A 24,645-nucleotide genomic window follows, 5' to 3' on the forward strand; every position below is an offset into this window, starting at 1 on the left:
TCGCAACTAAAAGTGAAATTATACGTTTAATAAACATACAATAATAAAATAATATGATTCATGTCATCGGAAGATAAGCCCGCGGCACCGAGTAAACTAGCGCACCAAAATAAACGTCTTAAAGCGCTATTAGAAAAGTATAAGCAATCTCACCACTTACAAAATGCCCTGATCCAGCTATCAGAGCAAGCAAGCTCTGTTGCCGAATTAACCTTACTTTACCCCGCTATCCATGACATTTTACAAGCATATCTACCTAGTAAAAGCTTTTACGTGGTGCTTGCTAATCAATATACTCATGCCCTAGAACTTTCTTATTTTTGCGATGAAAAAGATGGTATATCAGTCGCCCTCAATCAAGATAATAGTTTTGAAGAAGGCGCTACAGGCTACGTTTATAAGCTTGGCAAAACCACCTGCTTTACCAAACAAGAAATGCAAAGCGCTGCACAAAACGGCTTATTTAAAGCACTAGGCTCACCTGCTGAGTACTGGGTTGGTGTTCCTATTTATCAAGAGCAAAACATTATTGGCGTACTTGCTGCGCAAAGTTACGATAAACACCAAGATTACAGCAGCCAGCAAGTGCACTTACTCGAAGTAATGTCTTTATACTTAGCCACAGCCATAGAGCGAGTTAAAAAAAGAGAGTTGCTCGAATCTGAAGTAAAAATTCGCACCCGTGCGCTCACGCAAAGTAATGATGCGTTAAACCTAGAAATTGAACAACGAAAACGCGCACTGCAACGCCAACAAATTTTGTTTAAAATATCGGAGTTGGCAACACAAGCGCAAAACTTAGATGATGCCTATGTAAAAATTCATCAAATTATAAAAACCATTACATACGCAGAAAACTTATACATTGCACTTTATAACAAAGAGACTGGTTGGATTAGCTTCCCGTACTGTGTGGATGAATTTAAAGACAACACCGAGCCGAGGCCGTTTGCAAAAGGTTATAGCGAACTGGTTATTAGCAGCGAGCAGACCCAACTTATACACCCTAGTAGAGCCAAAGAGCTATTAGAAAGTGGTGATGTACAACGAAATAAGCCAGTACCTGAGGAGCAAATGGCCACCAGTTGGCTAGGTGCACCGCTTAAAACATCGCAAGGGGTTATCGGCTTAATTGCATGCCAAGCGTATAATAATAATCATATTTTTAGCAAAGACGACTGCGAGCTTATTACTTTTGTATCACACCAAATTGCCACGGTTTTACAAACAAAGTTAGCCACTCAAGCACTTAAATCTAGCCACCAAGAGTTAGAGTATCGAGTTAACGAAAAAACAAAAGCGCTGCAGCAAGCTAACCTACATTTACAAATGCAAATTGATGAGCGTAAAAAAGTAGAGCAGCAGCTTTATCATGATGCGCATCACGACTCATTAACGGGCCTGCCTAACCGCAGCTTGTTTTTAACCCAGCTAGAAAAAACACTGCAGCATTACCATCGTTTTCCTGATCATCACTTTGCTGTGTTATTTATTGATTTAGATAAGTTTAAAGATATAAACGATCAACTAGGTCACCATGCCGGCGATCAATTTTTAATAAGTGTGGCTGATTTATTTTCGCATTGTATTCGCGAACACGATTTACTCGCTCGCCTTGGTGGTGATGAATTTGTAATTTTGCTTACCCACTTAACAGAGCTACAACAAGCAGAAGATGTAGCTGATCGCATTATTAATATAATGAAAAAGCCATTTTGCAGCAAAGGTACCTGCATTCAAAGTGGTGCAAGTATTGGTATAACGTACTCAAATTCAAGTTATCAGCATACTGATGAAATTATTCGCGATGCCGATGCTGCTATGTATTATGCTAAAAATGCGGGGCGCGACCGCTATGAGCTGTTCCACCCGTTATTAACGCAAACACTAACAAGCGCAGAATCTCCAGCACAGCACCATCTTGATTCACTTCCGATGAGTTTTAGAAGTGCAGATATTATAAACCTTGATGAACAACAGCAATCAGAATCATTGTTTGAAGCCTTTGGTGAACACCCTGTATTAGGCTATACCAGTTTTGAAGTGCTGAAAAAGTTTGCAACCGATAAAGAGCAGCACCTCCAAGTTGAATTAGAACTATTGCAGCACGCCTACGCCCATGCCTTAGCGGCAAATGTAGCCATGGTATTGTTGCCATGCTCAGGGTTACTTTTAGAAGCGCTTGAATTCAATTTATTTACTGAGGTATTAAGTAAGCTGCAAGGGCAAAGCCAACTGTGTTTATTGTTTGACGACCAAGAAATACGTTACGCCTGTGCAACTCAGCTAGAAAACCTTAAAAAGCTCTCGCAGCTTGGCTACAGCATTGGCTTAAATAACTTTGCAAAAGACCGCTGTGAGCTAAATGCACTGACCGACATTACCTTCGATTATGTACTACTTAGCTCAACCTTTAGTAAACGCGTACTGCAACAAGAAAGCTTTAACTTGCAATTACAAGGTGTACTGGCAATCACTCAGCTAAAAGGCATAAAAGTCATTGCCAAAGGCCCTTCTATACTTAACTTTAGAGCCTTGCTAGATAAATACGGACTAAACTTATTTGTTGCTAAGCAGCAAGGCTTATCGGAGCCAGTAGCGGCTAATAACAACGCCGCGCAGTCTATTAACTAGGTTTTTTCAGCATCGCCCTTAAGTTAGCGACCCGTGCTTGGCCTTTTTCCATGCGCTCAGCTTGCGAGCTTGGGGCTTTTTTGTTTTCAAACGCTAGGTCATCTTGCGGTAACTCTTGCACAAAGCGGCTTAGCTCTGTTTGTGAGGTTTCGCCAAACTGACGACGTATTTTTGCATACGTTAGTGTCAGCTCTTGCTGGGCCCGTGTGATCCCTACGTATGCTAAACGGCGCTCTTCATCTACGTTTTCTTCGTCAATACTTACTTGGTGTGGCAATAACCCCTCTTCCATACCAACCATAAATACGTACGGGTATTCTAAGCCTTTAGATGCATGCAAAGTAAGTAACTGTACCGCATCAGACTCATCTTCTTCCTCGTTACGCTCTAGCATATCGCGAAGCGTTAATTTGCTGACCACTTCAGGTAAGGTCATCGGTTCGTTATCGGCATCTCCGGTGAGCATATCGGTGATCCAACGATACAGCTCTGAGACGTTTTTCATGCGCATTTCTGCCGCTTTGGCACTTGGCGATGACTCATATAAATACGCTTCGTAGTTAATATTACGTACCAAGTCTTTTACCGCTTCGAGTGTATCGCTACGCACTGCATTATCTGAAAGCTCAACAACCCAACGTGCAAACCCCGAAAGCGCATTTAAGCCACGCCCTTTAAGGCGGTAGCCTAGGTCGTTATCAAAACAGGTGGCAAATAAGCTTTGGTGCTTTTCGTTTGCAAGTGTGCCTAGCTTTTCAAGTGTAACGGTGCCTATTTCACGGCGCGGCGTATTAACAATGCGTAAAAAAGCGTTATCGTCGTCTTGGTTAACCAACAAGCGTAAATACGCCATAATATCTTTAATTTCTGAGCGCGAAAAAAACGACATTCCGCCACTAATTTTATAGGGAATGCGGTTACTCATTAATGATTTTTCAAAACCGCGTGCCTGGTGATTACCACGATACAAAATAGCGTAATCTTTATAGCTGGTGCGCTTCATAAATTTATGAGAAATTATTTCAGCAACAACTCGCTCGCACTCATGCTCTTCATCCCTACAGCCAATCACTTTAATCGGCTCACCGTAACCAAGCTCACTAAATAGCTTTTTTTCGATATCGTGCGGGTTATTGGCAATTAAAATATTTGCTGCTTTTAGAATGCGCTGGGCACTACGGTAGTTTTGTTCAAGCTTTATGAGCCTAAGGCCGGGGTAATCCTTACTTAACAGTACCAAGTTTTGGGGGCGGGCTCCGCGCCATGAATAAATAGATTGGTCATCATCCCCTACCACAGTAAAACGCGCTCGCTCGCCTACTAATAACTTAACAAGCTGGTACTGGCTGGTATTGGTATCTTGATATTCATCCACCAGCAAATACCTAAATCGTTGCTGCCAACGCTCTCGTGAGGTGGCATTACTACTCAGTAATAAGGTGGGGATCATTATTAAATCGTCAAAATCCAGTGCGTTATATGCTCGCAGCTGATTTTGATAACGCGCGTAAAGCTGCGCAAATAACGCCTTTTGCGCATCACGTGCTTCGCGTATGGCTTGCTCTGGCAAGATTAATTCGTTTTTCCAGCTGCCTATTTGCATTTTCAATAGATTAAGTAGGTCTTTGTCTTTTTTAAGCTCGTCTTCGGTTAAATCACCTAGCAGCTGGTTAGTATCTTGGTCATCAAACAGTGAAAAACCTTCTTTAAAGCCAAGCGTTTTGAGCTCTTTTTTAATTATTTCAAGCCCTAGGGTATGAAAAGTTGATACCCACAGCCCTTTCGCCTCTTGCTTATTAAGCGTTTGTAATACACGCTCGCGCATCTCTTTGGCCGCTTTATTCGTAAACGTTACCGCAGCAATATTACGTGCTTTGTACTCGCACTTTTGCACCAAATAAGCAATTTTGTTAGTGATTACGCGGGTTTTACCTGAGCCTGCACCCGCGAGTACTAAACACGGACCACTAATATATTTTACTGCTTCATCTTGTTTTGGATTGAGTTTCATAACGACCATGGAGTTTTAAAAGGCAGCTAATTTTACCGTAACCACAGATACAGGCATAGCCATTAGATTAATTAATTCCATTGTGGTGATCATGTATTAAATACCTTAGGTATAAGGTAATATTAGTCATTATCATTTTAGGGCAACAGCAAGGGACGATTATGATCAATCCAGCAAAACTTGAAGAAATTGCTAAGCAAATCACCAACAACATGCCGCAAGGTGTAAAAAACCTAGCAGATACACTGGAAGGTAAAACCAAACAAGTTTTACAAAATAAGCTGGCTGAAATGGACTTTGTTAGCCGCGAAGAATTTGATGTGCAAAGCCAAGTACTTATTCGTACTCGTGAAAAACTCACTGAGCTTGAAGCAAAAGTTGTGTTACTAGAGCAACAACTAAATGCTAAAAATAACGCCGAGTAGCACGTACTACATCTGTATACTCAGCCACAAAAAAAGCAGCTAAGGCTGCTTTTTTTGCTTTTAGTTTTAACTAAAAGCCCACTATGTATCAAAAAGTGCCTCTAATACATAGTATTGCAGTGATTGTTGCTGCGCTAAACTTACAGCGCACATTTTTAGCGCCACTTGCTTACCCGTAATGGGTTTATAACGTTTTAAAAAAGGAAGTTGAGTAATAACAGGTAACACAAATGCGCCTATTTGCTCAGCTATTCGTGTATCGTTTCGCTCACCCATTAATAAAGACGGCTGGAATATACTTACTTTTGCAAAGCCCAGCGTTTTTATGTGCTGCTCAAGCTCGCCTTTCATTTTTAAGTAAGGGCTGATGCTGTGCGCATTAGCGCCGCTTGATGACACTAAGCAATAATGGCTCACTGCATTGTTTGCCGCCATTTGCGCCGCAATAAACTGATAATCAAAATCAACTTTACGCTGCGCCGCGGTTGAGCCAGCCTGCTTTTTAGTAGTGCCCAAACACGAAAAAAACACATCCCCTTTAAATAACGCGCAGTAGTTAGTTAAACAATCAAAATCAATAACCTGATTAGTGAGCTTAGTATGTTCAACGTCCAGCTTACGGCGAGTTATAGCAATCACATGGCCAAACGCAGGGCTCTGCAGTAAAAGCGTTAATAGCTCACTCCCCACAACCCCTGTTGCCCCTATGATTATCGCCGTTTTAGTCATTGCTTAAATTACTCGCAACCGGCTTTAGCGAGTACATGTGCAACGGCTTTTTTATACACATCGCCTTCTTCATCGGCGCAGGTTACAACCGATGATAAGTCGTGCAAGTGGCCGTTCTCTAATCCATATACCCAACCATGAATCGTGAGCTCTTGGCCTTTATCCCATGCATCTTGAACTATGTTTGTTCTGCACACGTTGCGTACTTGCTCAATAACATTTAGCTCAATTAAGCGGCTTAAACGCTGTTGCTCATCCATTGCATTAAGCTGCTCTAAGTGTTTTTCTTTTACATCGCCAACATGGCGTAACCAATTATCAATAAAACCAAATTTGGCGTTATTTAATACCGCTTGTACACCGCCACAGCCATAGTGGCCAACCACCATAATATGTTTTACTTTAAGCACCTCTACCGCGTATTGCATTACCGATAAACAGTTATGGTCAGTATGTACCACCACATTAGCTACATTACGGTGTACAAATAATTCACCCGGCAGTAAATCAACAATTTGGTTGGCAGGAACACGCGAGTCTGAACAGCCAATCCACAAGTACTCTGGGTTTTGTTGCATTGATAATATTTTAAAAAACTCAGGGTTGGCTTCGGTTGTACGTGCAGCCCAACGTTTGTTGTTTTCGAATAAATTTTTTAGCTTTCTCATTGCATCTCTTATTTAGGACGGGATAGAAATTACACCCCAGAAAAGACAAATAATGAGCGCCTTTTTAGTTGGTGTTTGCAAGAATTAAAATATTGCGAGGAGTTAATTGTTTCTCACAAAAGGTGGTAACTGAAACGTGATAACCTTGCTGTTGCAAATATAAAGCACGATCGAGCACAAGCCAAACTTCTATTGCTCTTCTAAACACATGTCGAACCAGTTCGATTCGCTCTGTTACTTTTTTACGCGCCTTACCAATTAATAAAAACTTATCGTAATCAGTGTCTTGAGGGATACTTATAGACTTTTTATCCCCCGCCCAAGCACAAAACTGTGCAAACGTATCAGAAAACACGGCTTTGTTAACTGAAGGCACACTCACGTAATATTGTTCATGAGTGAGTGACTTTCGAAGTGCGTCAAACCCTAAGCGCCATTCCACCTCAGTTTTTCGTATTTTAGCTACACGTGAAGGGGCTGTAACTGTTTCTTGCAGCGCCAGTTTTAGATCGCGGTGCGTTAAATTAAGCTTACTAGCAAGGGCAAGCTCACTCATTGCCTGATAACGACTATCGGTAAATAAGTGATAACAGCACGGCGAAAAACTAATACGTTTTACCCTAGCGGCGCTGGCCTGTTGCATAAATGTTTGGTGCAGTGCGCCACATGCATGCAGTGCAACCGCATGTGTGTCGGTATTAAAAAAATGGCGTGTTTCATCTTCAAGCACATTAGCTTGGCTAAATTTCATCGCCAAACCTTGCTTGCGTGCACTGTGCTCTCCTTGCTCGCAAAGATGCCTTTGTAGCTCAACACTGTGCACGCTTTGCGCGCCGTTATAAGCAAGCATTCGGCCTAAATGCCCTTTACCTGCGCACCATTCTAGTACAGGCTGTGTGTTACTCGTTAATGCTGAAACAAAGTCTTGCAGTTGCTCAAACTTACGCCCTTTAATACCGTTACTTATCCAAAACGGGTATTCACTACGTTGCTGCTGGCTTTTTGGTAAATTACACAGCTCAGGTAGCTGCTCTACCCCAGCAATAAACGGGCTAAAAAATTGATAAAGCTGTTGCTGATCGTTATCAAGCCTTGCGACATCTTCATCTGATAAGTTATTTAACACAGCTTGTAGCTCAGGCCACGGTAATTCATCAAAATCAAATGCTGTACATTGCCAATATTCGCGGGTATTCATTAGCACTGCATCGAGTGCTGCAAACTGCTCAGCTAGGTTCATAACAACTTAAAATAGTAAAAAGACGTTTAATTATACCAGTTGCGCAGAGCTGCATTAAGCGGTTATTTTTTTCCAAGTATTAAACGCAAATAAAGGGGGATCGAAATAATACTCACAATAAAGGCGGCTATTAGCATCCACGACAGTTGTAATCGCTCTGGCTCTTGGTATTTATAAACAAACCCAGCTTTGTGCTCGTCAAATTGCGTTTGCTTAATGCCATAATAATCTGCAATTAAGCGCCACTTAGCCATCGACATATTCCCTAAATGGGTCGTAGGCGGCATTATGTAGTCTTTCAATACTTCGGCTTCATAAGCTAGCTGATGAAAACTTTTGTTTGGCGCATACACTTGCTGAGTAATTGCAATGGCTTCATCCATATTCATCATCGCATAGCGCCAACCTTTTAAGCTCGCTTGGTAAAACTTTTCGACCGTTTGCGGGTGCTTTTTAAGCATTGATTCGCTGGTAAATAACACATCACCATACACATCCATACCATAGCGCTGTGGGCATATAAGGCGGTGCGATACCCCTTGCTGAGTCATAAAGTAAGGCTGAGTGGTGACATACACTTGCATTGCATCAAGTTTGTTTTCTTGCCACGCTTGTAGCGCAGGCTCATCGCCTTCGTATACCTCTAAGGTGGCAATATCAATACCGCTGCGTTTAAGCATAACTAGCAGCTCGGTACTGTCTTTTTTACTCACTTCGGTAATACGTTTAGCGGTAAAATCGCGGGGGTGAAAAATATCAGAGCTGTCTTTTACCATCCAACAGTAAGGAGAAAACTGTAAAATAGCCGCCATTGCTACAAACGGTTGGCCGTTTACTCTTTGTTGTAAAATACCCGAATGCGCTACGCCAAATTGGGCTTCTCCACTTGCTACAGGCGTGAAAGTGTCAGGCATTTTAGGATTGGCTTCGCGTATGGTTACATCAAGTCCGGCGTCTTTGTAATAGCCTTTTTGCTGAGCCATGTAATAGCCGGCGAACTGAAACTGGTGGGTCCATTTTAATTGTAAAGTGACTGATTCTTGAGCCATTAGTTGGCTGCAAAAAAGCAAAATTACAAATATTAATCCTTTAATAAGCAACTGGGTGTTCCAAATAGTAGTCATTAGCTGTAACTATATTTAAAACACACGATAAAGCAAGCATGCAAACGTGCATACTTGCTTATAAAAACCCTAAGCTGAGGCTAAATTGTCAACGTTTGGGCTTTGTGGCTGAGAGGTTAAAAACTGCGTAAAACACGGGTTATGTGTTTCATCTTGTACACTGTAACCTAAGCGATTTAAGTGCTCGTTAAACATATCAAATTGGCTTGGCTCAATAGCAAAGCCCGCAAGTACATTTCCGATAGAACCCCCATGATTGCGATAATGAAATAAAGTAATATTCCAATTGCTACCTAGGGTATCTAAAAAGCGCGCAAGGGCTCCTGGGTATTCCGGAAATTCAAACCGTAATAACCTTTCGTGTAACTGCTCCGGTGCTTTACCCCCTACCATATAACGTACGTGTAATTTAGCGAGTTCGTTATCTGATAAATCGCAAAATTGGTAGTCGTTATTGGTTAGGTCTTGTTTTAACTCGTTGAGTTCTTGCTCACCCTGGCGCAGGGCAATACCTACAAATATTTGCGCTTCACCTGGGCCTGCATAACGATAGTTAAACTCAGTAATAGCCCGACCACCTAAAGAGGTGCAAAACTGCTTAAAGCTGCCTTTTTCTTCTTTAATGGTCACCGCAAGTAGCGCTTCGTTTTTTTCACCTAGCGCAGTACGCTCAGCCACATAACGTAAGCGATCAAAGTTTAAGTTAGCACCCGAAAGCACCGCTGCTAAATGCAGCCCTTTTAAGCCCGATTGCTGGCTCCACTTTTTAAGCCCTGCGGTTGCAAGTGCACCTGAGGGCTCTGAAATTGCGCGAGTAGAGACAAAAATATCTTGCATGGCGGCACAAATTTCATCGCCACTGACAGTTACAACTTCATCGCAAAATTTTTGCGCTAAGCGAAATGTTTCACTGCCAATAATTTTAACCGCTACGCCATCGGCAAAACTGCCAACACGGTCAAGCTCAACAGGCTCGCCCGCTCTAAGCGCGGCTTGTAAACATGCACTTTCGTCAGCTTCTACGCCAATGACTTTTATATCGGGGCGTAATGATTTGATATAAACCGCCATACCAGCAAGTAAACCACCACCGCCAACAGGGATAAATACCGCATCAAGCTCGTTGAGTTGCTGCATAAGCTCGCGAGCCACTGTGCCTTGCCCCACAATTACGTCAGGGTCATCAAAAGGCGGTACAAATACGCCATTGCGTTGCTCTGTTAGTTCAAGTGCATGTGCTTTTGCAGCATCAAAATGATGGCCATGTAAAACCACTTCACCGCCCAGCGCACGTACCGCACTTACTTTTATTTCAGGCGTGGTAACTGGCATAACAATAGTGGCTTTATGGCCAAGATGTGAAGCACTAAGCGCCACACCTTGTGCATGGTTACCCGCAGATGCCGTAATAACAACAGACCCTTTTGGTAACTTGTTTAATTTATTATAAGCACCGCGTAACTTAAACGAATACACGGGCTGTTGATCTTCACGCTTTAACCAAACATGGTTGCCTAATTTATCACTGAGGTCGCGCATTTCGCTGACCTCAGTCACTTTAGCTAGCGGTTCCATATTGGCCTGAATAATAGCGCGAAAATAATCGAGCTCTTGAGAAACCATAATTAGCTAAGCTCCTCCAGTTTGGCTAAATCACGTACTGCGCCTTTATCGGCACTGGTTGCAAGTAATGCATACGCTTTTAATGCCGACGATACATAGCGGTCACGATCAAGCGGCTTATACGCTTGCTTACCACGCGCTAATTGCTTTTGTTTACGTGCTTCTAGCTCTTCATCACTTAATGCAAGGGTGATTTCACGTGTTGCGATATCAATGATAATTTTGTCGCCATTTTCAACATACGCAATGGCACCGCCACTTGCCGCCTCTGGCGATACGTGGCCGATTGATAAACCAGAGGTGCCGCCCGAGAAACGACCATCGGTGATCAGGGCACATTTTTCAGCAAGGCCTTTTGATTTTAAGTAGCTCGTTGGGTAAAGCATTTCTTGCATACCTGGGCCGCCTTTAGGGCCTTCGTAGCGAATAACCACAACATCACCGGCTTTTACTTCGTCGTTTAAAATGCCTTCTACTGAATCATCTTGTGACTCGTACACCACGGCAGTGCCTTCAAAATGCAGCATTTCGTCCACTACGCCTGCGCTTTTAACAATACAGCCATCAACCGCTAAGTTACCTGAAAGCACAGCTAAGCCACCATCTTGTCTAAAGGCATGTTCAACACTACGGATACAACCATGCTCTCGGTCGTTATCGCCTTCATCCCAGCGGCACTCTTGGCTCATTGCTTTTGTAGTACGAATACCGGCAGGGCCTGCACGGTAAAACTTTTGTGCTGCTTCGTTTGTAGGATCAGTCGCATCCCACTTTTTAACAAGCTCACCCATCGTCATACCCGCTACGTGGTTTACCGATAAATCAACTAAACCCGCTTTACCTAGCTCACGTACAATTGCCATCATGCCACCAGCGCGATGCACATCTTCTATGTGGTACTCAGGTGTAGCTGGGGCTACTTTACATAAAAATGGGGTTTTACGAGAAAGCTCGTCAATGTGCGACATATCAAAATCTACACCAGCTTCTTGTGCTGCTGCTAATAAATGCAATACGGTATTAGATGAACCACCCATGGCAATATCAACCACCATAGAGTTCATAAAGGCTGTTTTGTTTGCAATTGCACGCGGTAACACGTCGTGGTTGTCTTTTTGGTAGTACTCGCGGCACAAATCAACAATGCGAGCGCCGGCTTCTACATACAGTTGCTTACGATCTTTATGCGTTGCAAGCGTTGTTCCGTTACCCGGTAGTGCAAGGCCAATAGCCTCTAATAAACAGTTCATTGAGTTGGCAGTAAACATACCCGAACACGAGCCACAGGTAGGACACGCAGAGCGCTCTACTTGCTCTGAATCAGCATCACTTACTGTTTCATCAGCGCCTTTTACCATGGCATCAACTAAATCTAGTTTAATATCGATGTTAGCAAGTTTGGTTTTACCCGCTTCCATTGGCCCGCCCGATACAAAAATAACCGGTATATTTAAACGTAGCGCTGCAAGCATCATCCCTGGGGTGATTTTGTCACAGTTAGAAATACAGATCATCGCATCGGCGCAGTGGCCGTTAACCATGTATTCAACAGAGTCTGCAATTAAGTCGCGAGAAGGGAGTGAGTAAAGCATACCACCGTGGCCCATTGCGATACCGTCATCAATTGCGATGGTGTTAAATTCTTTTGGTACTCCGCCCGCTTGCGTGATTGTTTCAGCCATTAGCTCACTAAGCTGATTAAGGTGTACATGCCCTGGTACAAATTGCGTAAACGAGTTAACTACAGCAATAATAGGTTTACCAAAGTCGGTGTCGGTCATGCCTGTTGCGCGCCATAATGCACGTGCGCCTGCGCGTTTACGTCCTTCAGTTGTTGTTGCACTTCTTAATTTAGCCATAGTTACCTCTGTTTTGCCGCTGTATAAGCGGGCATTCCTCATTCTAAAAATTGTTGAGTTACTGAAGGTTATATTCAGTAACGCGTAAATGTGTTTCGTTAGCAGTTACACTGCTTGTTGCTGTAAATTTTCTAAGCTGATTTCTTTCACGTCTACCAACTTATTTAGCTGGCTGGTTAATAGATGAATAGGCTTATCGCTATCGACCGTCATTGCTATCGTATATTGAGCTTCATCGGTATTAAGCTGAAAATGCGTAAGGTCAAAACCACGGTGACGTACAACACGTAAAAAGCGCTCCACCGCAATACTTTGGTTTTTCAATGCAATAGTTAAGCTGTGTTTCATTGTGCTTTCTCCGTAATCATTTCGTCATTTGCAGCCCCTGGTGGTACAAGCGGCCATACGTTTTCTTTATCATCTATACAGGCATGTAAAATATACGGCCCTTCGCTGTTTACCAGTGCAGTGATTGCATCGTCTACTTCGTTGGCTTTAGTAATAGTTTGCCCAGGAATACCAAATACCGCCGCTAACTGAACAAAATCAGGGTTATCTGAAAGATTGGTTTCAGAGTAACGCCCTTCAAAAAACAGTTCCTGCCATTGACGAACCATACCTAAGCGTTGGTTATCTAATATTAGTATTTTTACTGGTAAATTGTTACGACGTATAGTGGCAAGCTCTTGAATGTTCATCATGATTGAGCCATCACCCGACACCGTTATTACAAAATCGTCTGGGCGTGCTACTTGCGCGCCAATAGCCGCGGGTAAACCAAAGCCCATAGTGCCTGCGCCACCACTACTTAAGTGATTACTTGGGTGGTTAAATTTCATATGTTGCGCCACCCACATTTGGTGCTGGCCTACATCGCAGCACACTACGCCTGTTTTTGGCATACGCTGGCTTAACTGGTTCAATAAATACGGGGCAAATACTTTTTCGCCTGGGTAGTCGTAACGCCATGCGTGTTTTTCGCTCATGAGCTTATTTGTATCGCACCATGCTTTAGGTGTTACAACACACTCAAGTGCGGGTAATGAGGTTTTTAGATCAGCAATTAAGGACGCTTTAGCAGGTTTGCGTTTACCTACTTCGGCCGCGTCAATGTCTAAGTGAATTACTTTTGCTTTGGCTGCAAATTTGGCTAAGTTGCCCGTTACGCGGTCATCAAAGCGCGCGCCTATACATACAAGTACATCACACTCTTGTACTGCTATGTTAGCCGCTTGTGTGCCGTGCATGCCTAGCATTCCTAAGTAGTGCTCGTAATCTGGTAACACACTGCCTAGCGCTTTTAATGTTGATACCGCTGGCATTTGTGTTTTGTTTAAAAACTGCATTAACTCATTTTGCGCATCGGCGGCTTGTACGCCACCACCTACATACGCTACTGGCTGCTTTGCTTCAGTTAATAACTGGTTTGCAATGGCTACTTGGTTTAAATCAAGTTGTGGTAAATATTCATCAGCAGCTAACCAAGGTTTAAAAGGCACTTGCGCCATTTGAATATCTTTTGGAATATCTACAAGCACTGGGCCTGGGCGACCACTTTGAGCTAAGTGCATGGCTTCTTGTAATATTTCAGCTAAGTCTTCTGGGCGCTCTACCATGTAGCTATGTTTAGTACACGACAGTGACATCCCTAGTACATCGACTTCTTGAAATGCATCTGAGCCAATAGCGGCAGTCGGTACTTGGCCTGTAATTGCTAATAATGGCACTGAGTCCATCATTGCATCGGCAAGAGCTGTTATTAAGTTAGTAGCGCCAGGGCCTGAGGTAGCAAAACAAACGCCTAATTTGCCTGTGCTGCGAGCATAACCCACTGCGGCAAAGCCAGCACCTTGCTCGTGGCGAGTAAGGTAATGCTTTACAGGCGCGCCATACAGCGCATCGTAAATGGGCATAATAGCTCCGCCAGGGTAGCCAAATACTTCATTTACGCCGTGCTTGGCTAATAAATCGATTGTTAGTTCTGCGCCTGTCATTAATTAATCCTCATTCCTCAGTGACAACCCAATTACCTACTTACTTAAAAACTTATAGCTAATACCAATCCGCAATAATACTTAATTATTTTTAGGGGGCTAAAAGTGTCGCTATTTGCGTTAAAAAATTCTCATTTAGAACAACTAAATAGCGAATTTTTTGCTAGATCACTTAATTAAGCGAATTGGTATAAAATTTTAAAACTTTGTGCTTAAAACTAAAAAGCCCTCCGAACGGTTAGGTGCGGAGGGCTTTTTAATGCTTAAGTTTATAGCACTACGAAGCCCTCGCGGGAATAATCACCACGATAATAATCAGGACTAGGTTAAGTGCATTTGTAAGCATGTAATTAATACCAAAATGTGTTCATTTGTTACGAAGTAATACTCTTCGCTCTGTATATGTATTTGTACCGCGCTGAGGCGAGTAAGTCAACACCAAACTTAATTCAACAAAAGAGCAAAAAGCGACTTTAAACGGATTTTAAATTCACAAAAAAAGGCTTAAATGAAAAATCTATACCTTAATTTGCATCAAGTAAATTCACTAGCCACATAATAGCCATATAGGGCTTGATTAATTTTTGATACATTGTAGTACAAATAACAGCGCTGTACGGTAAATAACTTAAAACTTTGCTAATTAGGCAGGTTTACTCCGCGAGCCCTATTACGCACCACTCAATTACATTCACCCAATTTAAACAAGGTGCCCTAGTGCAACTAAATTCATAAGCGTATTCAAAAGTGTTTAATATAATCAAATAGGTTTATTAAAGCGCTTTAATTTAAGCTAGTATTTAGGCAACTCAATTAGATTTAAGGACAAAATATGCAAGCCCTCTCTCGAATTAGTCAGTTCTTTATACTGGCACTTTTTATAGCAACTAGTTTTAATAGTGTCGCAGCGCCGGCATTATTTAAAGTAGAAAAAAACGGTACTAGCTCTTACTTGTTTGGCACGGTTCACGTAGGCGACGCCAGCATGAAAGGCTTACCAGAAAAAGTAACTAAGGCTATAGATCAAAGCGAGCAAGTTGTTGTTGAAGTAGATATTAGTAAACTCACGCCTTTGCAAATGCAGCAGCGTTCAATGCCCTTTATGATGCTTAAAGATGGCAAAACATTACAAACAGAACTCTCAAAACAAAACTACAATAAGCTTAAAGACTACTTTGCTAAAAAATCGATTGATATAGCTATGTTTAATGGCCTCAAACCTTGGGCTGTAATGGTAACCATGATGCAGATTGAATTTCAAAATGCAGGGTTTTCTGACCAAACAGGCATAGACAAGCAAGTACTTGCTTACGCTAAAAAGCAAAATATCACGATTGGAGAGTTAGAAACGCTAGAGCAGCAACTGCAAATGTTTGATGGCATGGCTTTGCTCAGTAATGAAATGATTGAAGAAACGTTTGAACAGCTTGCCGATATTAATACTTATTTTATTAAGTTAGTAAACGCCTGGAAAAATGGTGATATGGATACGCTGACTGAATACTACAACATGAGTTTTGACGAGAGTAACTACGGTGAAATAAGCGAGCAAGTTATGCTAGTTAATCGTAATAATAAATGGGTGGAGCAATTAGTGCCTCGCTTAACTAACGAAAAGCTATTTATTGCTGTAGGCGCGCTGCACTTACCGGAGCAGCATGGTTTAATTAAACAGTTAACTGATGCAGGCTTTACCATTACTCGCCTATAACGTGGCGTTAAAGGTTGGGCATATTCAGCCCAGCCTTTAATTAAAATCTTCCATTTTTAAATAATGCTCAATCCCTTTAATTTTGTCTGCCGCATGGTGATTTACATAAATAACGGTGCTGGTATTTGCGGCACAAATTTTCTCTATTAAAATTAGTACTCGCTGTCTATTTGCCTCATCAAGCCCTAAGCAAGGTTCATCTAAAATAAGTAACGTGGGGTGTTTTACCATAGCACGCACTATTAATAGCATGCGCTGATCGCCGTATGAAAGTTGCGTAAATGAGCTATTTTGTTTATCGCCTAACCCAATCAACGCTAACCATTGCTTAGCTGTATTTACCTGTGACTCTGTTGGCTTTTGATATAAGCCAATGCTGTCGTAAAACCCTGAAATAACTGTATTCAATGCCGATATACTTACTCGATAATCCATATGCAATGCATTTGATATATAGCCAATATGCTGTTTTATATCCCAAATACTTTCACCACTTCCGCGCTTAAAACCAAATACCTGAATATCATTGCTGTAGCATTGAGGGTTATCGCCAGTTATTAAATTTAATAAGCAGGTTTTACCTGAGCCATTTTTACCACTCAATTGCCAGTGTTGATGTTTATTAATTTGCCAATTGAGATTTTTAAATACATCAACCCCAGCGTAGCTAACCTTTGTATTACTAAGCTTAACCAATGTATCGGCGGTATACTCTGCACGGCCTTGGGAGTCATCCGGTTGAGGTATTTCTAAAGCGGTATGGGTTAAATGCAGTAGTTTAAGCAAGTCAGCACGCTGCTCTGCGTTTGGATTATTAAGTACATGCTGCAACTGCCCCTGATTTACATAAGCGTAATGAGTAATAAACGGTGGGATTTCATCAAGCCTATTTAACACAAACACAAAGTTGATTGTTGAGCTAAGTGTTTCTAATAAAGTGTTTAGCACCTCACACGAATGTTTATCTAAGCCATCATATGGCTCATCTAGTACCACTAAATCAGCATGACTACTTAGCGCATTTATAAGTAGGAGTTTACGGGTTTCGCCGGTAGAGAGATCTCTAAAATGCCTCTCTAAAAGGTCGCTGTAATTAAAGGCATCTATTAGTTTTTTACGTAGCTCATGGTTGTAGCTACTATTTTGAGGGAAGATAAAATCTTTTACTAAGCTGTGATGTTCATGCTCAATTTCGTTTTTGATTAACTGCTTTTGCACATCAGATGACACAAGCTGCGTACTATTAAAGGTACTTTTAAAAGTACCACTTTGCTGCTTAGCTTCACCCGTTAATGCGGCGCCCAATGCCGATTTACCTGCGCCATTAGCGCCTAATAAGAGCCAGTGCTCACCAGCATTTACTTGCCAACTTAAGTCATTAATTGTGTAACGGCTTTTACCTTGCCCTTTTAAATAACCACTAAATTGTTCAAATACAATACTTTGCACAATACTGCCTTCACCATAAGCTAAATAAACAACTTAACGTATAGTAAATTGCTTTAGCAAGCGTATTTAATTGCGTATTAATTTATTTCATTAGCTATGCATACATTTACCAATGCATCAGCCACTGCCTGCTTACTTATGGGCTTATGAATATGCTCACTCGCGCCATATTCATAAATTAAGTCCATGTCTTCGGCTGAGGTATTTGCTGTAACAACGATTATGGGCATGGTTTTATTTAGCTCTTTGCGTATTTTTTTAGTCGCTTCAAAGCCATCCATGACCGGCATGTTTAAATCCATAAACACCACATCATAGTCAGCCTTACCTACCTTTTCGCAGGCTTCTAGGCCATTTACAACGCATTCATAGTCCACACCTAACGTTGCCAAAATACGTGTGAGTAACAAGGTGTTTAATTCGTTGTCTTCAACCACAAGGCAAAAAAGCTTTTTTTCGACTTCTCTTTCTGTTTGCTGGTTAGTAATTTCAATCGGCAAGTTAAGCGTAACATGAGCGCCACACGCTGCGTTGTTTTTAAATGAAAGCGAACCATGCAGCGCTTTAACAACATACTGCGCCCGTGTTAATCCCGTTCTTAGGCCTTGAAAGTGGTTAGTTTGTTTAAATGAGTCAAACTCTAGTTCTGTTATTTCGCTAGAAAAACCACACCCACTATCATTAACGGTTAATTGTAATTGCGAGTTTTGCATGTTTGCAGCAACTTCAACCTCGCCCTTGTCGGTAAACTTTATTGCATTGCTAATTAGCTCGGTTAATACATGCTGTAAGCGCTGATGATCTAACTTACAAAAACAATTAAGAGACTCATCAAAATGAGTGATTAATGTTAGCCCTTTTTGCTGCGCTGCATACTCATACGCCAACACCACTTTGTTTATGGATTCTAAAAGGTTTTCGTTTTTAAGAATTGGCGCCCACTTTCCTGTGCTTAGTGCTTGTAGGTCTTGTAGCTCATCAAGCATAGATAGAAGTCTAAGGGCGCAGTAGCTTGCTTGCGTTTTAATATTTTGCTGTTCGGAATCGATGGTTAGCTCATCAATCGACGTAATTAATCCCTGTAACGGTGTTCTAAATTCGTGGCTTGCTCTGGCAATAAAGTGCTCTTTGTTTTGGCTCATTTGCGCTACAAAGTCCTTTTGTTTTTGAAGAGCTGTTAAGGTGCGTTCCACCTCTTTTTCCATCGGCATAAACACAAATCTTAGCTCAACGAGCAATAACACCATGGCGACTAACCAGCACAGCAATTCTAAATTAGACACGCGGTTAACTTTTTTCACTGCATGTTGCTCAAATAAAGTAACCGCGCGGTCAAGCTTAGCTAGCAGGTTTTCTACATGTGCTACGTTGAGCACCTGTGTGTCTACCTCGCCTTTTTGATACAGCAGCCAGCTAGCTTGGGCAATAAATTCATTCACTTCGCTATCTAGATTAGCTGGCTCAGAAAAGTATAACTTTACTAATTCTGGCGTTAAATAACGGTAACTACTACCTTGCTTGGTAAGTAATACCTCATGAGCTGTTTTAAATTGTGCGAGAGAGTGTTCGAGGGAATTGGTATGGGTAGCAACATCGATTCGTGATGAAAGAAGTGCATTGCTATGCCAAGCAATTTTTTGCGAGAGCATGCGCTGCTTACCTGCCATATTAATAATTTTAGCATCGTACTTTTGTACAGAAAAGCCATACTGCAGCAATAATGCTGAGCCACTTATTAACAGAGCAATAGCAATAAGCGCCCATCGGTAACGCTGTCTTACATTGGCAATAATTTTAAACATACAAGGCCGCTTTTTTATTTTAAGTGTAGCCTATATATAGAAAACTCAACATCAGCTTTAGTAATTATATAAATAAAAAGCCCAGTAACATGACTGGGCTAAATGTATTAAGTGTGAGGCAAAAAGGGCAATACTTGCGACACTTTTGTAATTACCAGTTAGCGATTTTCTAATCGGTTGTAGTCAAACATACCAAATTCAACGCCGCGATACTCTTTAGCTACTTGGTGCATTATGTCGCTGTATTTCCAAAACTCTGGATGTGAGCGACGAATACCAAATTTTACTTTTAATGCAGCATAATCTGCTTCAATTTGCATCATAGGTAATAGCTGTGCAAACTCACCCACTTCATTTTGATCATTTAAATACCAAATAGCCGCAGGGTAATCGCCAATAAAACCTGGCACTAGGGTGGCGGTATCTTCATCATAAGCGCGCTGCCCATCTTCATTTAATAAGCTGGAAATATTGTAATGCGCGTTGTGATGAATAAGCGTGTAAGCTTTATGTGAAGCATCGTCTTGCTTAACCAAAATATACGATAACTGCGGTAATAAATTTATAGCCTTAGCTGGCATATTGTTCAGTGCATTTAATGGCGTGGGTACTTTTGTGTAGTCGTAGTGCTCACTCAGTACTGGCGCTAAAGTTTGCTTAACTAACCCATACAGCTCGTGTTGTGGGTCATCCGTTTTATATTCAATACCGCTAGGTTGGCTAAACTCTCGATTGTTTTTAAAAAACTTAGATAAGCTTGGCGGAGACTTTCTATACCAGCTTTTTTTAATTTGATGGCGCTTCGCTTCAGGTAATAAAGCCAAAAAGTTTTGCTCACCCTCTAAACGTAAAAAGTCCATGTATAGGCGGGTCACTAATTGGTGGCCGATATTTCCGTATACATCAAAGCCTGCAACAAGTAAGTAATGAATACGCTCAAATAGCGCATAATCTAACACCCACATAGTTTTAGGCTCTTGACCAATAAAGCCTTTCACTACCGTAGCACTATCAAAGTGGCGAAATATTGTAAGCGCTGCATTTTTGTTATGGCCTTCACCTTTCCACAATAGGTCGGTGGTTAAATGCTCTCCGTTTTTAAACATCTCGTTAGCCAGCTCAACTTTGGCTTGTAAGTACTTTTTCTCACGCACTGAGTATTTAACCCAGCTAGAGATAGGCAATGCATTGCTTTCTTCTGCTGCAGGTAATTCAAGGGCTTCTTCGTGCTGAAGTAACATATCTTCCACTGCTGGAGTCGCGACTTTTTCAGGGTCTGCAAAGGCAACCCAAAAATGATCGTTAATCACATTAAGTGCAATTTGGCCGCGGCATACAGGGCCCTTAATAAAGCCCATAATAATTAGCTCAGCTTCATCAAGCATAAATTGATACTTAGAATTAATAGGAATTACTTCAAACGTTTTAAAAGGATTAGATGCCGCCTCGCTCTTATAACTTGGCATTTTAGTAACCGTATAATCGGGAGCTATAAATTGCTCATAAATACGTGCAAGCTTTGCATCATCAAGCTTTAGCGGTAAATGTGTTTTTGATAAAACAGTTGAGCGGTCTTGTAGTAAACGGTAATACACACGGCTTACTTTAGGGTCATCGTATGGTCGGCGCGTATTAATTAGCTTAATTTCTTCGCCTGGCGGCGTACTTGAACGAACCAGTTTAAAAAAGCTCTGTGGTTTATCAGAACCAAAATAAATATGGGCTAAAAACCAATGCTCGTAAATATAACGTGCGGCTAATTGGTATTTTAAACTGTCTTGATTTAAAAACGCTTCCCAGTTTTTAACGTTTGTTAGCTCGGCTTTGGTGGGCGGTTTAATATGCGCCATTTTTCCACCGTCTTTAAGCCACTTTTGTAAATGATAAAATTCCTGGCTAGACACGCCCGGTAAACCGTAAGGCATACCGCCATGAGGCTGCTCTGCAGCTAAACGATCGAATTCTCCCATAGTGGCGCATGTTTGAGAGCGGCTAAGTGAAAAGTCAAATTCGTCATCAAGAATTTCATTCTCTGGTAAGGGTGCACTTTGCTTAAGCACTAATGAATTAAATAACACCCCACCGGCAAGGTGTGCTTCTGGGTTTTGGTCACGTTCGTTAAGTACCGGAGTAAAGCCCTTTTTACGCCATTGCTCAGTGCTGGTTGCATCAAATAACAACCGGCTTGGTGTAGTGGCTAACAGCCGTGTACCATCATAAACAAGCTCTTTGCTTAGCCCTCTATCTATCCCTTCAGGGGAGGAAAGCTTTAGCTGGCATGGCGCATCATAACAGCCATGGCATACTACACAGCGTGTATCTAGCACAGGCTTTACATCTTGCAAAAACTCGGCACCAGCACCTGTATCATGCGGCACTATACGCTGCTGCGTTTGTTCATCACCAAATAAGTCGTTGTAGTGAGCATTGCCTAAATAAGCACACCCGCTGAGGATAATAAGAACGAATGTACTGATCAGAATTTTTTTCATTCTTCATCCTCATCACCCAGGTCGAAGGTTGGCATCATATCCATTTGTGGAGAGACAAAAGTTTGGTTGTCGTGGGTATTTAACACCACACTTAACAGTGGGCCGTGGGTCAGCGTTATTTGTGCATCGTGCTCTTGGTTTAACAACGCATTAAATTCGCTGCTATGCGGCGCAAGCTCATACTCTTTTAAACTAATAGCGATACTGCTATCAGGTGCTGGGTTTTGGCATATCTGCGTCAGTAGCTCATCATCAAGAGCAAATGAAATGTCTAAATCGGGCTTTTCTACATCTCGCTCACTAAGCGACTCATTTAAAATAAATAACGGTAAGGTTAATTTACTATCTTGTTCAAATTCCATTGTGCTCTCTTGCTGACTGAGGGTGTAATTACCCGCCATTATAGCAAAAAAGCACATAATTACTGCGCCTAAATAACCACACTAAAGTCTAAAATTTAGCCTTAAGCGCTGTTAATGACTAAGCTTTAATATCATCCATTGCCGATTCAATAATAGAAAATACAGCCCCTTGAGGGTCGCAAATAACACTAAAACGCCCTACATCAGGAATATCTGTAGCAGGTACACACACTTGCCCTCCAAGAGTCGCCGCTTTTTTTACATAGCTATCGCAGTTATCCACGGCGAAGTAAATCATCCAATGGGGAGGTACGTCTTGTGGCCACTCATCAGTCATTTGTAGCATGCCTGCTACCGGCTTACCTGCAACTAAAAACAAGGTGTAATCCATACCTTCCATAGGCTTTGTTTCACTTTTCCACCCCAGTAGTTCACAGTAAAAATCACGGCTTGTTTCACTATCGCGCGTTGCCATTTCATGCCAATAAGGCGTGTTGAGCTCACAAGGACGCTTACATCCTATATGCTCTTTACCTTGCCACAACGCCACCGTAGCACCCGCTGGGTCTTTAAGCATTAACATACGCCCTGCATCCATAACATTATGAGGGCCTGCTATAATTTGCGCACCGAGCTCTTGCGCCTTAATTGCACATGCATCAACATCATCTACGGCAATATAGGTAAGCCAGTAGCTAGGCGTAGAGGCCACTTGCTCTTTAGGCATTTGATACATGGCAGCAATATCGTCACCTTGCTTTTGTAGCATAGTGTAATACTCATCATCGCCAATGGGCTGATCGTCATTTCCCCATTCAAACAACGAGGTATAAAAAGCTTTCCCGTCTTGCCAATTATGAGTACACAGTTCAGCCCAGCAAAATATACCTTGCGGATAGTTATTTTTATTATTCATCGCCCATTTCCTGTTGTAAATTTAAGCCATTTTTAGCTTAGGCTAATACCCTGTAAGTGTCGATAGTTATTCACTGAATAAGCACCTCCTTATACATCAGTGACCACTTCTACTCGGGCTTTGTAAAGCCAACCCAAACAACATTATTTACATTAACGCCAAGCAGCTAAAAGTTGATAGCTAAAAACTAATCACTTTTTTTCAGGCAATAAAAAAGGCCACCGAAGTGACCTCTATTTAGTATTAATTAGCTAGGCTAATTATTACTCATTGAACGTTGCTACATAGCACCTACGCCTAAAGGTAATAGCGCCACCTTCACATGACGTAAATTTCAGGCATTAAAAAACCCGAGGCTAAGCTCGGGTTTTTATAGTATTAATTAACTTAAACGTTAACTATTACTCTACGATAGTTGCTACAACACCAGCACCTACAGTACGGCCACCTTCACGGATAGCGAAACGAAGACCTTCGTCCATCGCGATTGGCGCGATTAGAGTTACTGTCATCTTAACGTTATCACCAGGCATTACCATTTCTACGCCTTCTGGTAACTGTACGTCACCTGTTACGTCAGTTGTACGGAAGTAGAACTGTGGACGGTAACCTTTGAAGAAAGGAGTATGACGACCACCTTCATCTTTAGAAAGTACGTATACTTCTGAAGTGAATGTAGTGTGTGGGTTGATTGAACCAGGCTTAGCTAGTACTTGACCACGTTCAACGTCTTCACGCTTAGTACCACGTAGAAGTGCACCAATGTTCTCACCAGCACGACCTTCGTCAAGAAGCTTACGGAACATTTCAACACCAGTACAAGTAGACTTAGTAGTCTCTTTGATACCAACGATTTCAACTTCGTCGTTCACGTTGATGATACCAGCTTCAACACGACCAGTTACTACTGTACCACGGCCTTGGATTGAGAAAACGTCTTCGATAGGCATGATGAATGGCTTATCGATGTCACGCTCTGGCTCTGGGATGTAAGAATCTAGTGCTTCTGCAAGCTCAACGATCTTGTCTTCCCACTGCTTTTCGCCTTCAAGTGCTTTAAGAGCAGAACCTTGAATTAGTGGTAAGTCATCACCTGGGAAGTCGTATTCAGAAAGAAGTTCACGAACTTCCATTTCTACTAGCTCAAGTAGCTCTTCGTCGTCAACCATGTCACATTTGTTCATGAATACAACGATGTAAGGTACGCCAACCTGACGAGAAAGTAGGATGTGCTCACGCGTTTGTGGCATAGGGCCGTCAGTCGCAGCTACTACTAAGATAGCGCCGTCCATTTGAGCAGCACCAGTGATCATGTTTTTAACATAATCGGCGTGTCCAGGACAATCTACGTGTGCGTAGTGACGAGTTGGTGTATCGTACTCAACGTGAGAAGTTGAGATTGTGATACCACGCTCGCGCTCTTCTGGAGCGTTATCGATTGATGCGAAATCTTTAGCAACACCGCCGTATACTTTTGCAAGTACGTTAGTGATTGCTGCAGTTAGTGTAGTTTTACCGTGGTCAACGTGGCCGATTGTACCAACGTTTACGTGCGGTTTTACGCGTTCAAACTTTTCTTTTGCCATGACGTAACCTATCAGTTTTG

18 protein-coding genes are annotated in these 24,645 nt (G+C 42.0%); 3 read left to right on the plus strand and 15 right to left on the minus strand.

All coding sequences use genetic code 11. The features are described 5' to 3' along the window. Positions 1 to 60: 60 nt before the first annotated feature. A complete protein-coding gene (locus tag AN395_RS10305; RefSeq protein WP_024032156.1) occupies positions 61 to 2,634 on the plus strand; it encodes a diguanylate cyclase domain-containing protein in 2,574 nt (857 codons plus the stop codon). On the opposite strand, the gene rep is transcribed toward AN395_RS10305, so the two are convergent. Beyond that, positions 2,627 to 4,645: a DNA helicase Rep gene (gene rep, locus AN395_RS10310; protein ID WP_004589303.1), complete on the minus strand. Its 2,019-nt coding sequence runs from the start codon at positions 4,643 to 4,645 to the stop codon at positions 2,627 to 2,629. The two genes, AN395_RS10305 and rep, sit on opposite strands and share 8 nt — an antisense overlap. A 161-nt stretch (positions 4,646 to 4,806) precedes the next feature. Between rep and ubiK the strand changes: the two genes are divergently transcribed. After that, complete coding sequence (gene ubiK / locus AN395_RS10315) at positions 4,807 to 5,070, plus strand: ubiquinone biosynthesis accessory factor UbiK (protein WP_004589302.1); 264 nt, start codon at positions 4,807 to 4,809, stop codon at positions 5,068 to 5,070. A gap of 81 nt (positions 5,071 to 5,151) precedes the next feature. Here ubiK and AN395_RS10320 read toward each other — a convergent pair whose 3' ends face one another. The 8 genes from AN395_RS10320 to ilvG form a co-directional block, all read right to left on the minus strand. Beyond that, positions 5,152 to 5,799 carry an NAD(P)H-binding protein gene (locus AN395_RS10320; protein WP_054982950.1) on the minus strand — a complete coding sequence of 216 codons (648 nt, stop codon included), beginning with the start codon at positions 5,797 to 5,799 and terminating at the stop codon, positions 5,152 to 5,154. Between the two features lie 8 nt (positions 5,800 to 5,807). Next, on the minus strand, positions 5,808 to 6,467 hold the full coding sequence (gene can / locus AN395_RS10325; protein WP_024032154.1) for a carbonate dehydratase: 660 nt from the start codon (positions 6,465 to 6,467) through the stop codon (positions 5,808 to 5,810). A gap of 64 nt (positions 6,468 to 6,531) precedes the next feature. Beyond that, positions 6,532 to 7,707, minus strand: coding sequence for a methyltransferase (locus AN395_RS10330; protein WP_054982951.1), 1,176 nt, complete (start codon positions 7,705 to 7,707; stop codon positions 6,532 to 6,534). A 62-nt stretch (positions 7,708 to 7,769) separates the two neighbouring features. Then, a complete protein-coding gene (locus AN395_RS10335; RefSeq protein WP_039972499.1) occupies positions 7,770 to 8,756 on the minus strand; it encodes an ABC transporter substrate-binding protein in 987 nt (328 codons plus the stop codon). 144 nt (positions 8,757 to 8,900) lie between these two features. After that, positions 8,901 to 10,454: a threonine ammonia-lyase, biosynthetic gene (ilvA, locus tag AN395_RS10340; protein WP_054982952.1), complete on the minus strand. Its 1,554-nt coding sequence runs from the start codon at positions 10,452 to 10,454 to the stop codon at positions 8,901 to 8,903. Between the two features lie 2 nt (positions 10,455 to 10,456). After that, positions 10,457 to 12,313 (minus strand): dihydroxy-acid dehydratase, encoded by a 1,857-nt coding sequence (gene ilvD, locus AN395_RS10345; protein ID WP_024032149.1) that lies wholly within the window; start codon positions 12,311 to 12,313, stop codon positions 10,457 to 10,459. Positions 12,314 to 12,418: 105 nt separating this feature from the next. After that, positions 12,419 to 12,661, minus strand: coding sequence for an acetolactate synthase 2 small subunit (gene ilvM / locus AN395_RS10350; protein ID WP_004589295.1), 243 nt, complete (start codon positions 12,659 to 12,661; stop codon positions 12,419 to 12,421). Then, positions 12,658 to 14,307 carry an acetolactate synthase 2 catalytic subunit gene (gene ilvG, locus AN395_RS10355; protein WP_004589294.1) on the minus strand — a complete coding sequence of 550 codons (1,650 nt, stop codon included), beginning with the start codon at positions 14,305 to 14,307 and terminating at the stop codon, positions 12,658 to 12,660. The genes ilvM and ilvG overlap by 4 nt, the downstream gene beginning before the upstream one ends. 832 nt (positions 14,308 to 15,139) lie before the next feature. Between ilvG and AN395_RS10360 the strand changes: the two genes are divergently transcribed. Further along, entirely contained in the window at positions 15,140 to 16,018 is an 879-nt protein-coding gene (locus tag AN395_RS10360) for a TraB/GumN family protein (protein WP_004589293.1), read from the plus strand. Positions 16,019 to 16,054: 36 nt separating this feature from the next. On the opposite strand, the gene AN395_RS10365 is transcribed toward AN395_RS10360, so the two are convergent. From AN395_RS10365 to tuf, 6 genes are all read right to left on the minus strand, one after another. Next, on the minus strand, positions 16,055 to 17,467 hold the full coding sequence (locus tag AN395_RS10365) for an ATP-binding cassette domain-containing protein (protein WP_054982953.1): 1,413 nt from the start codon (positions 17,465 to 17,467) through the stop codon (positions 16,055 to 16,057). Between the two features lie 77 nt (positions 17,468 to 17,544). Then, on the minus strand, positions 17,545 to 19,269 hold the full coding sequence (locus AN395_RS10370) for a response regulator (protein ID WP_054982954.1): 1,725 nt from the start codon (positions 19,267 to 19,269) through the stop codon (positions 17,545 to 17,547). Positions 19,270 to 19,427: 158 nt separating this feature from the next. Next, positions 19,428 to 21,761, minus strand: coding sequence for a fatty acid cis/trans isomerase (locus AN395_RS10375; protein WP_054982955.1), 2,334 nt, complete (start codon positions 21,759 to 21,761; stop codon positions 19,428 to 19,430). Then, positions 21,758 to 22,123, minus strand: a complete 366-nt coding sequence (locus AN395_RS10380; RefSeq protein ID WP_029774302.1) for a hypothetical protein — start codon at positions 22,121 to 22,123, stop codon at positions 21,758 to 21,760. Before AN395_RS10380 ends, AN395_RS10375 begins: the two co-directional genes overlap by 4 nt. Before the next feature lie 118 nt (positions 22,124 to 22,241). Then, positions 22,242 to 23,039 carry a VOC family protein gene (locus tag AN395_RS10385; protein WP_054982956.1) on the minus strand — a complete coding sequence of 266 codons (798 nt, stop codon included), beginning with the start codon at positions 23,037 to 23,039 and terminating at the stop codon, positions 22,242 to 22,244. Between the two features lie 401 nt (positions 23,040 to 23,440). Beyond that, complete coding sequence (gene tuf / locus AN395_RS10390) at positions 23,441 to 24,625, minus strand: elongation factor Tu (protein ID WP_004589660.1); 1,185 nt, start codon at positions 24,623 to 24,625, stop codon at positions 23,441 to 23,443. Between the last annotated feature and the right edge of the window lie 20 nt (positions 24,626 to 24,645).

The sequence above is a fragment of the Pseudoalteromonas sp. P1-30 genome, from assembly GCF_001400005.1.
Lineage (GTDB): Bacteria > Pseudomonadota > Gammaproteobacteria > Enterobacterales > Alteromonadaceae > Pseudoalteromonas > Pseudoalteromonas atlantica.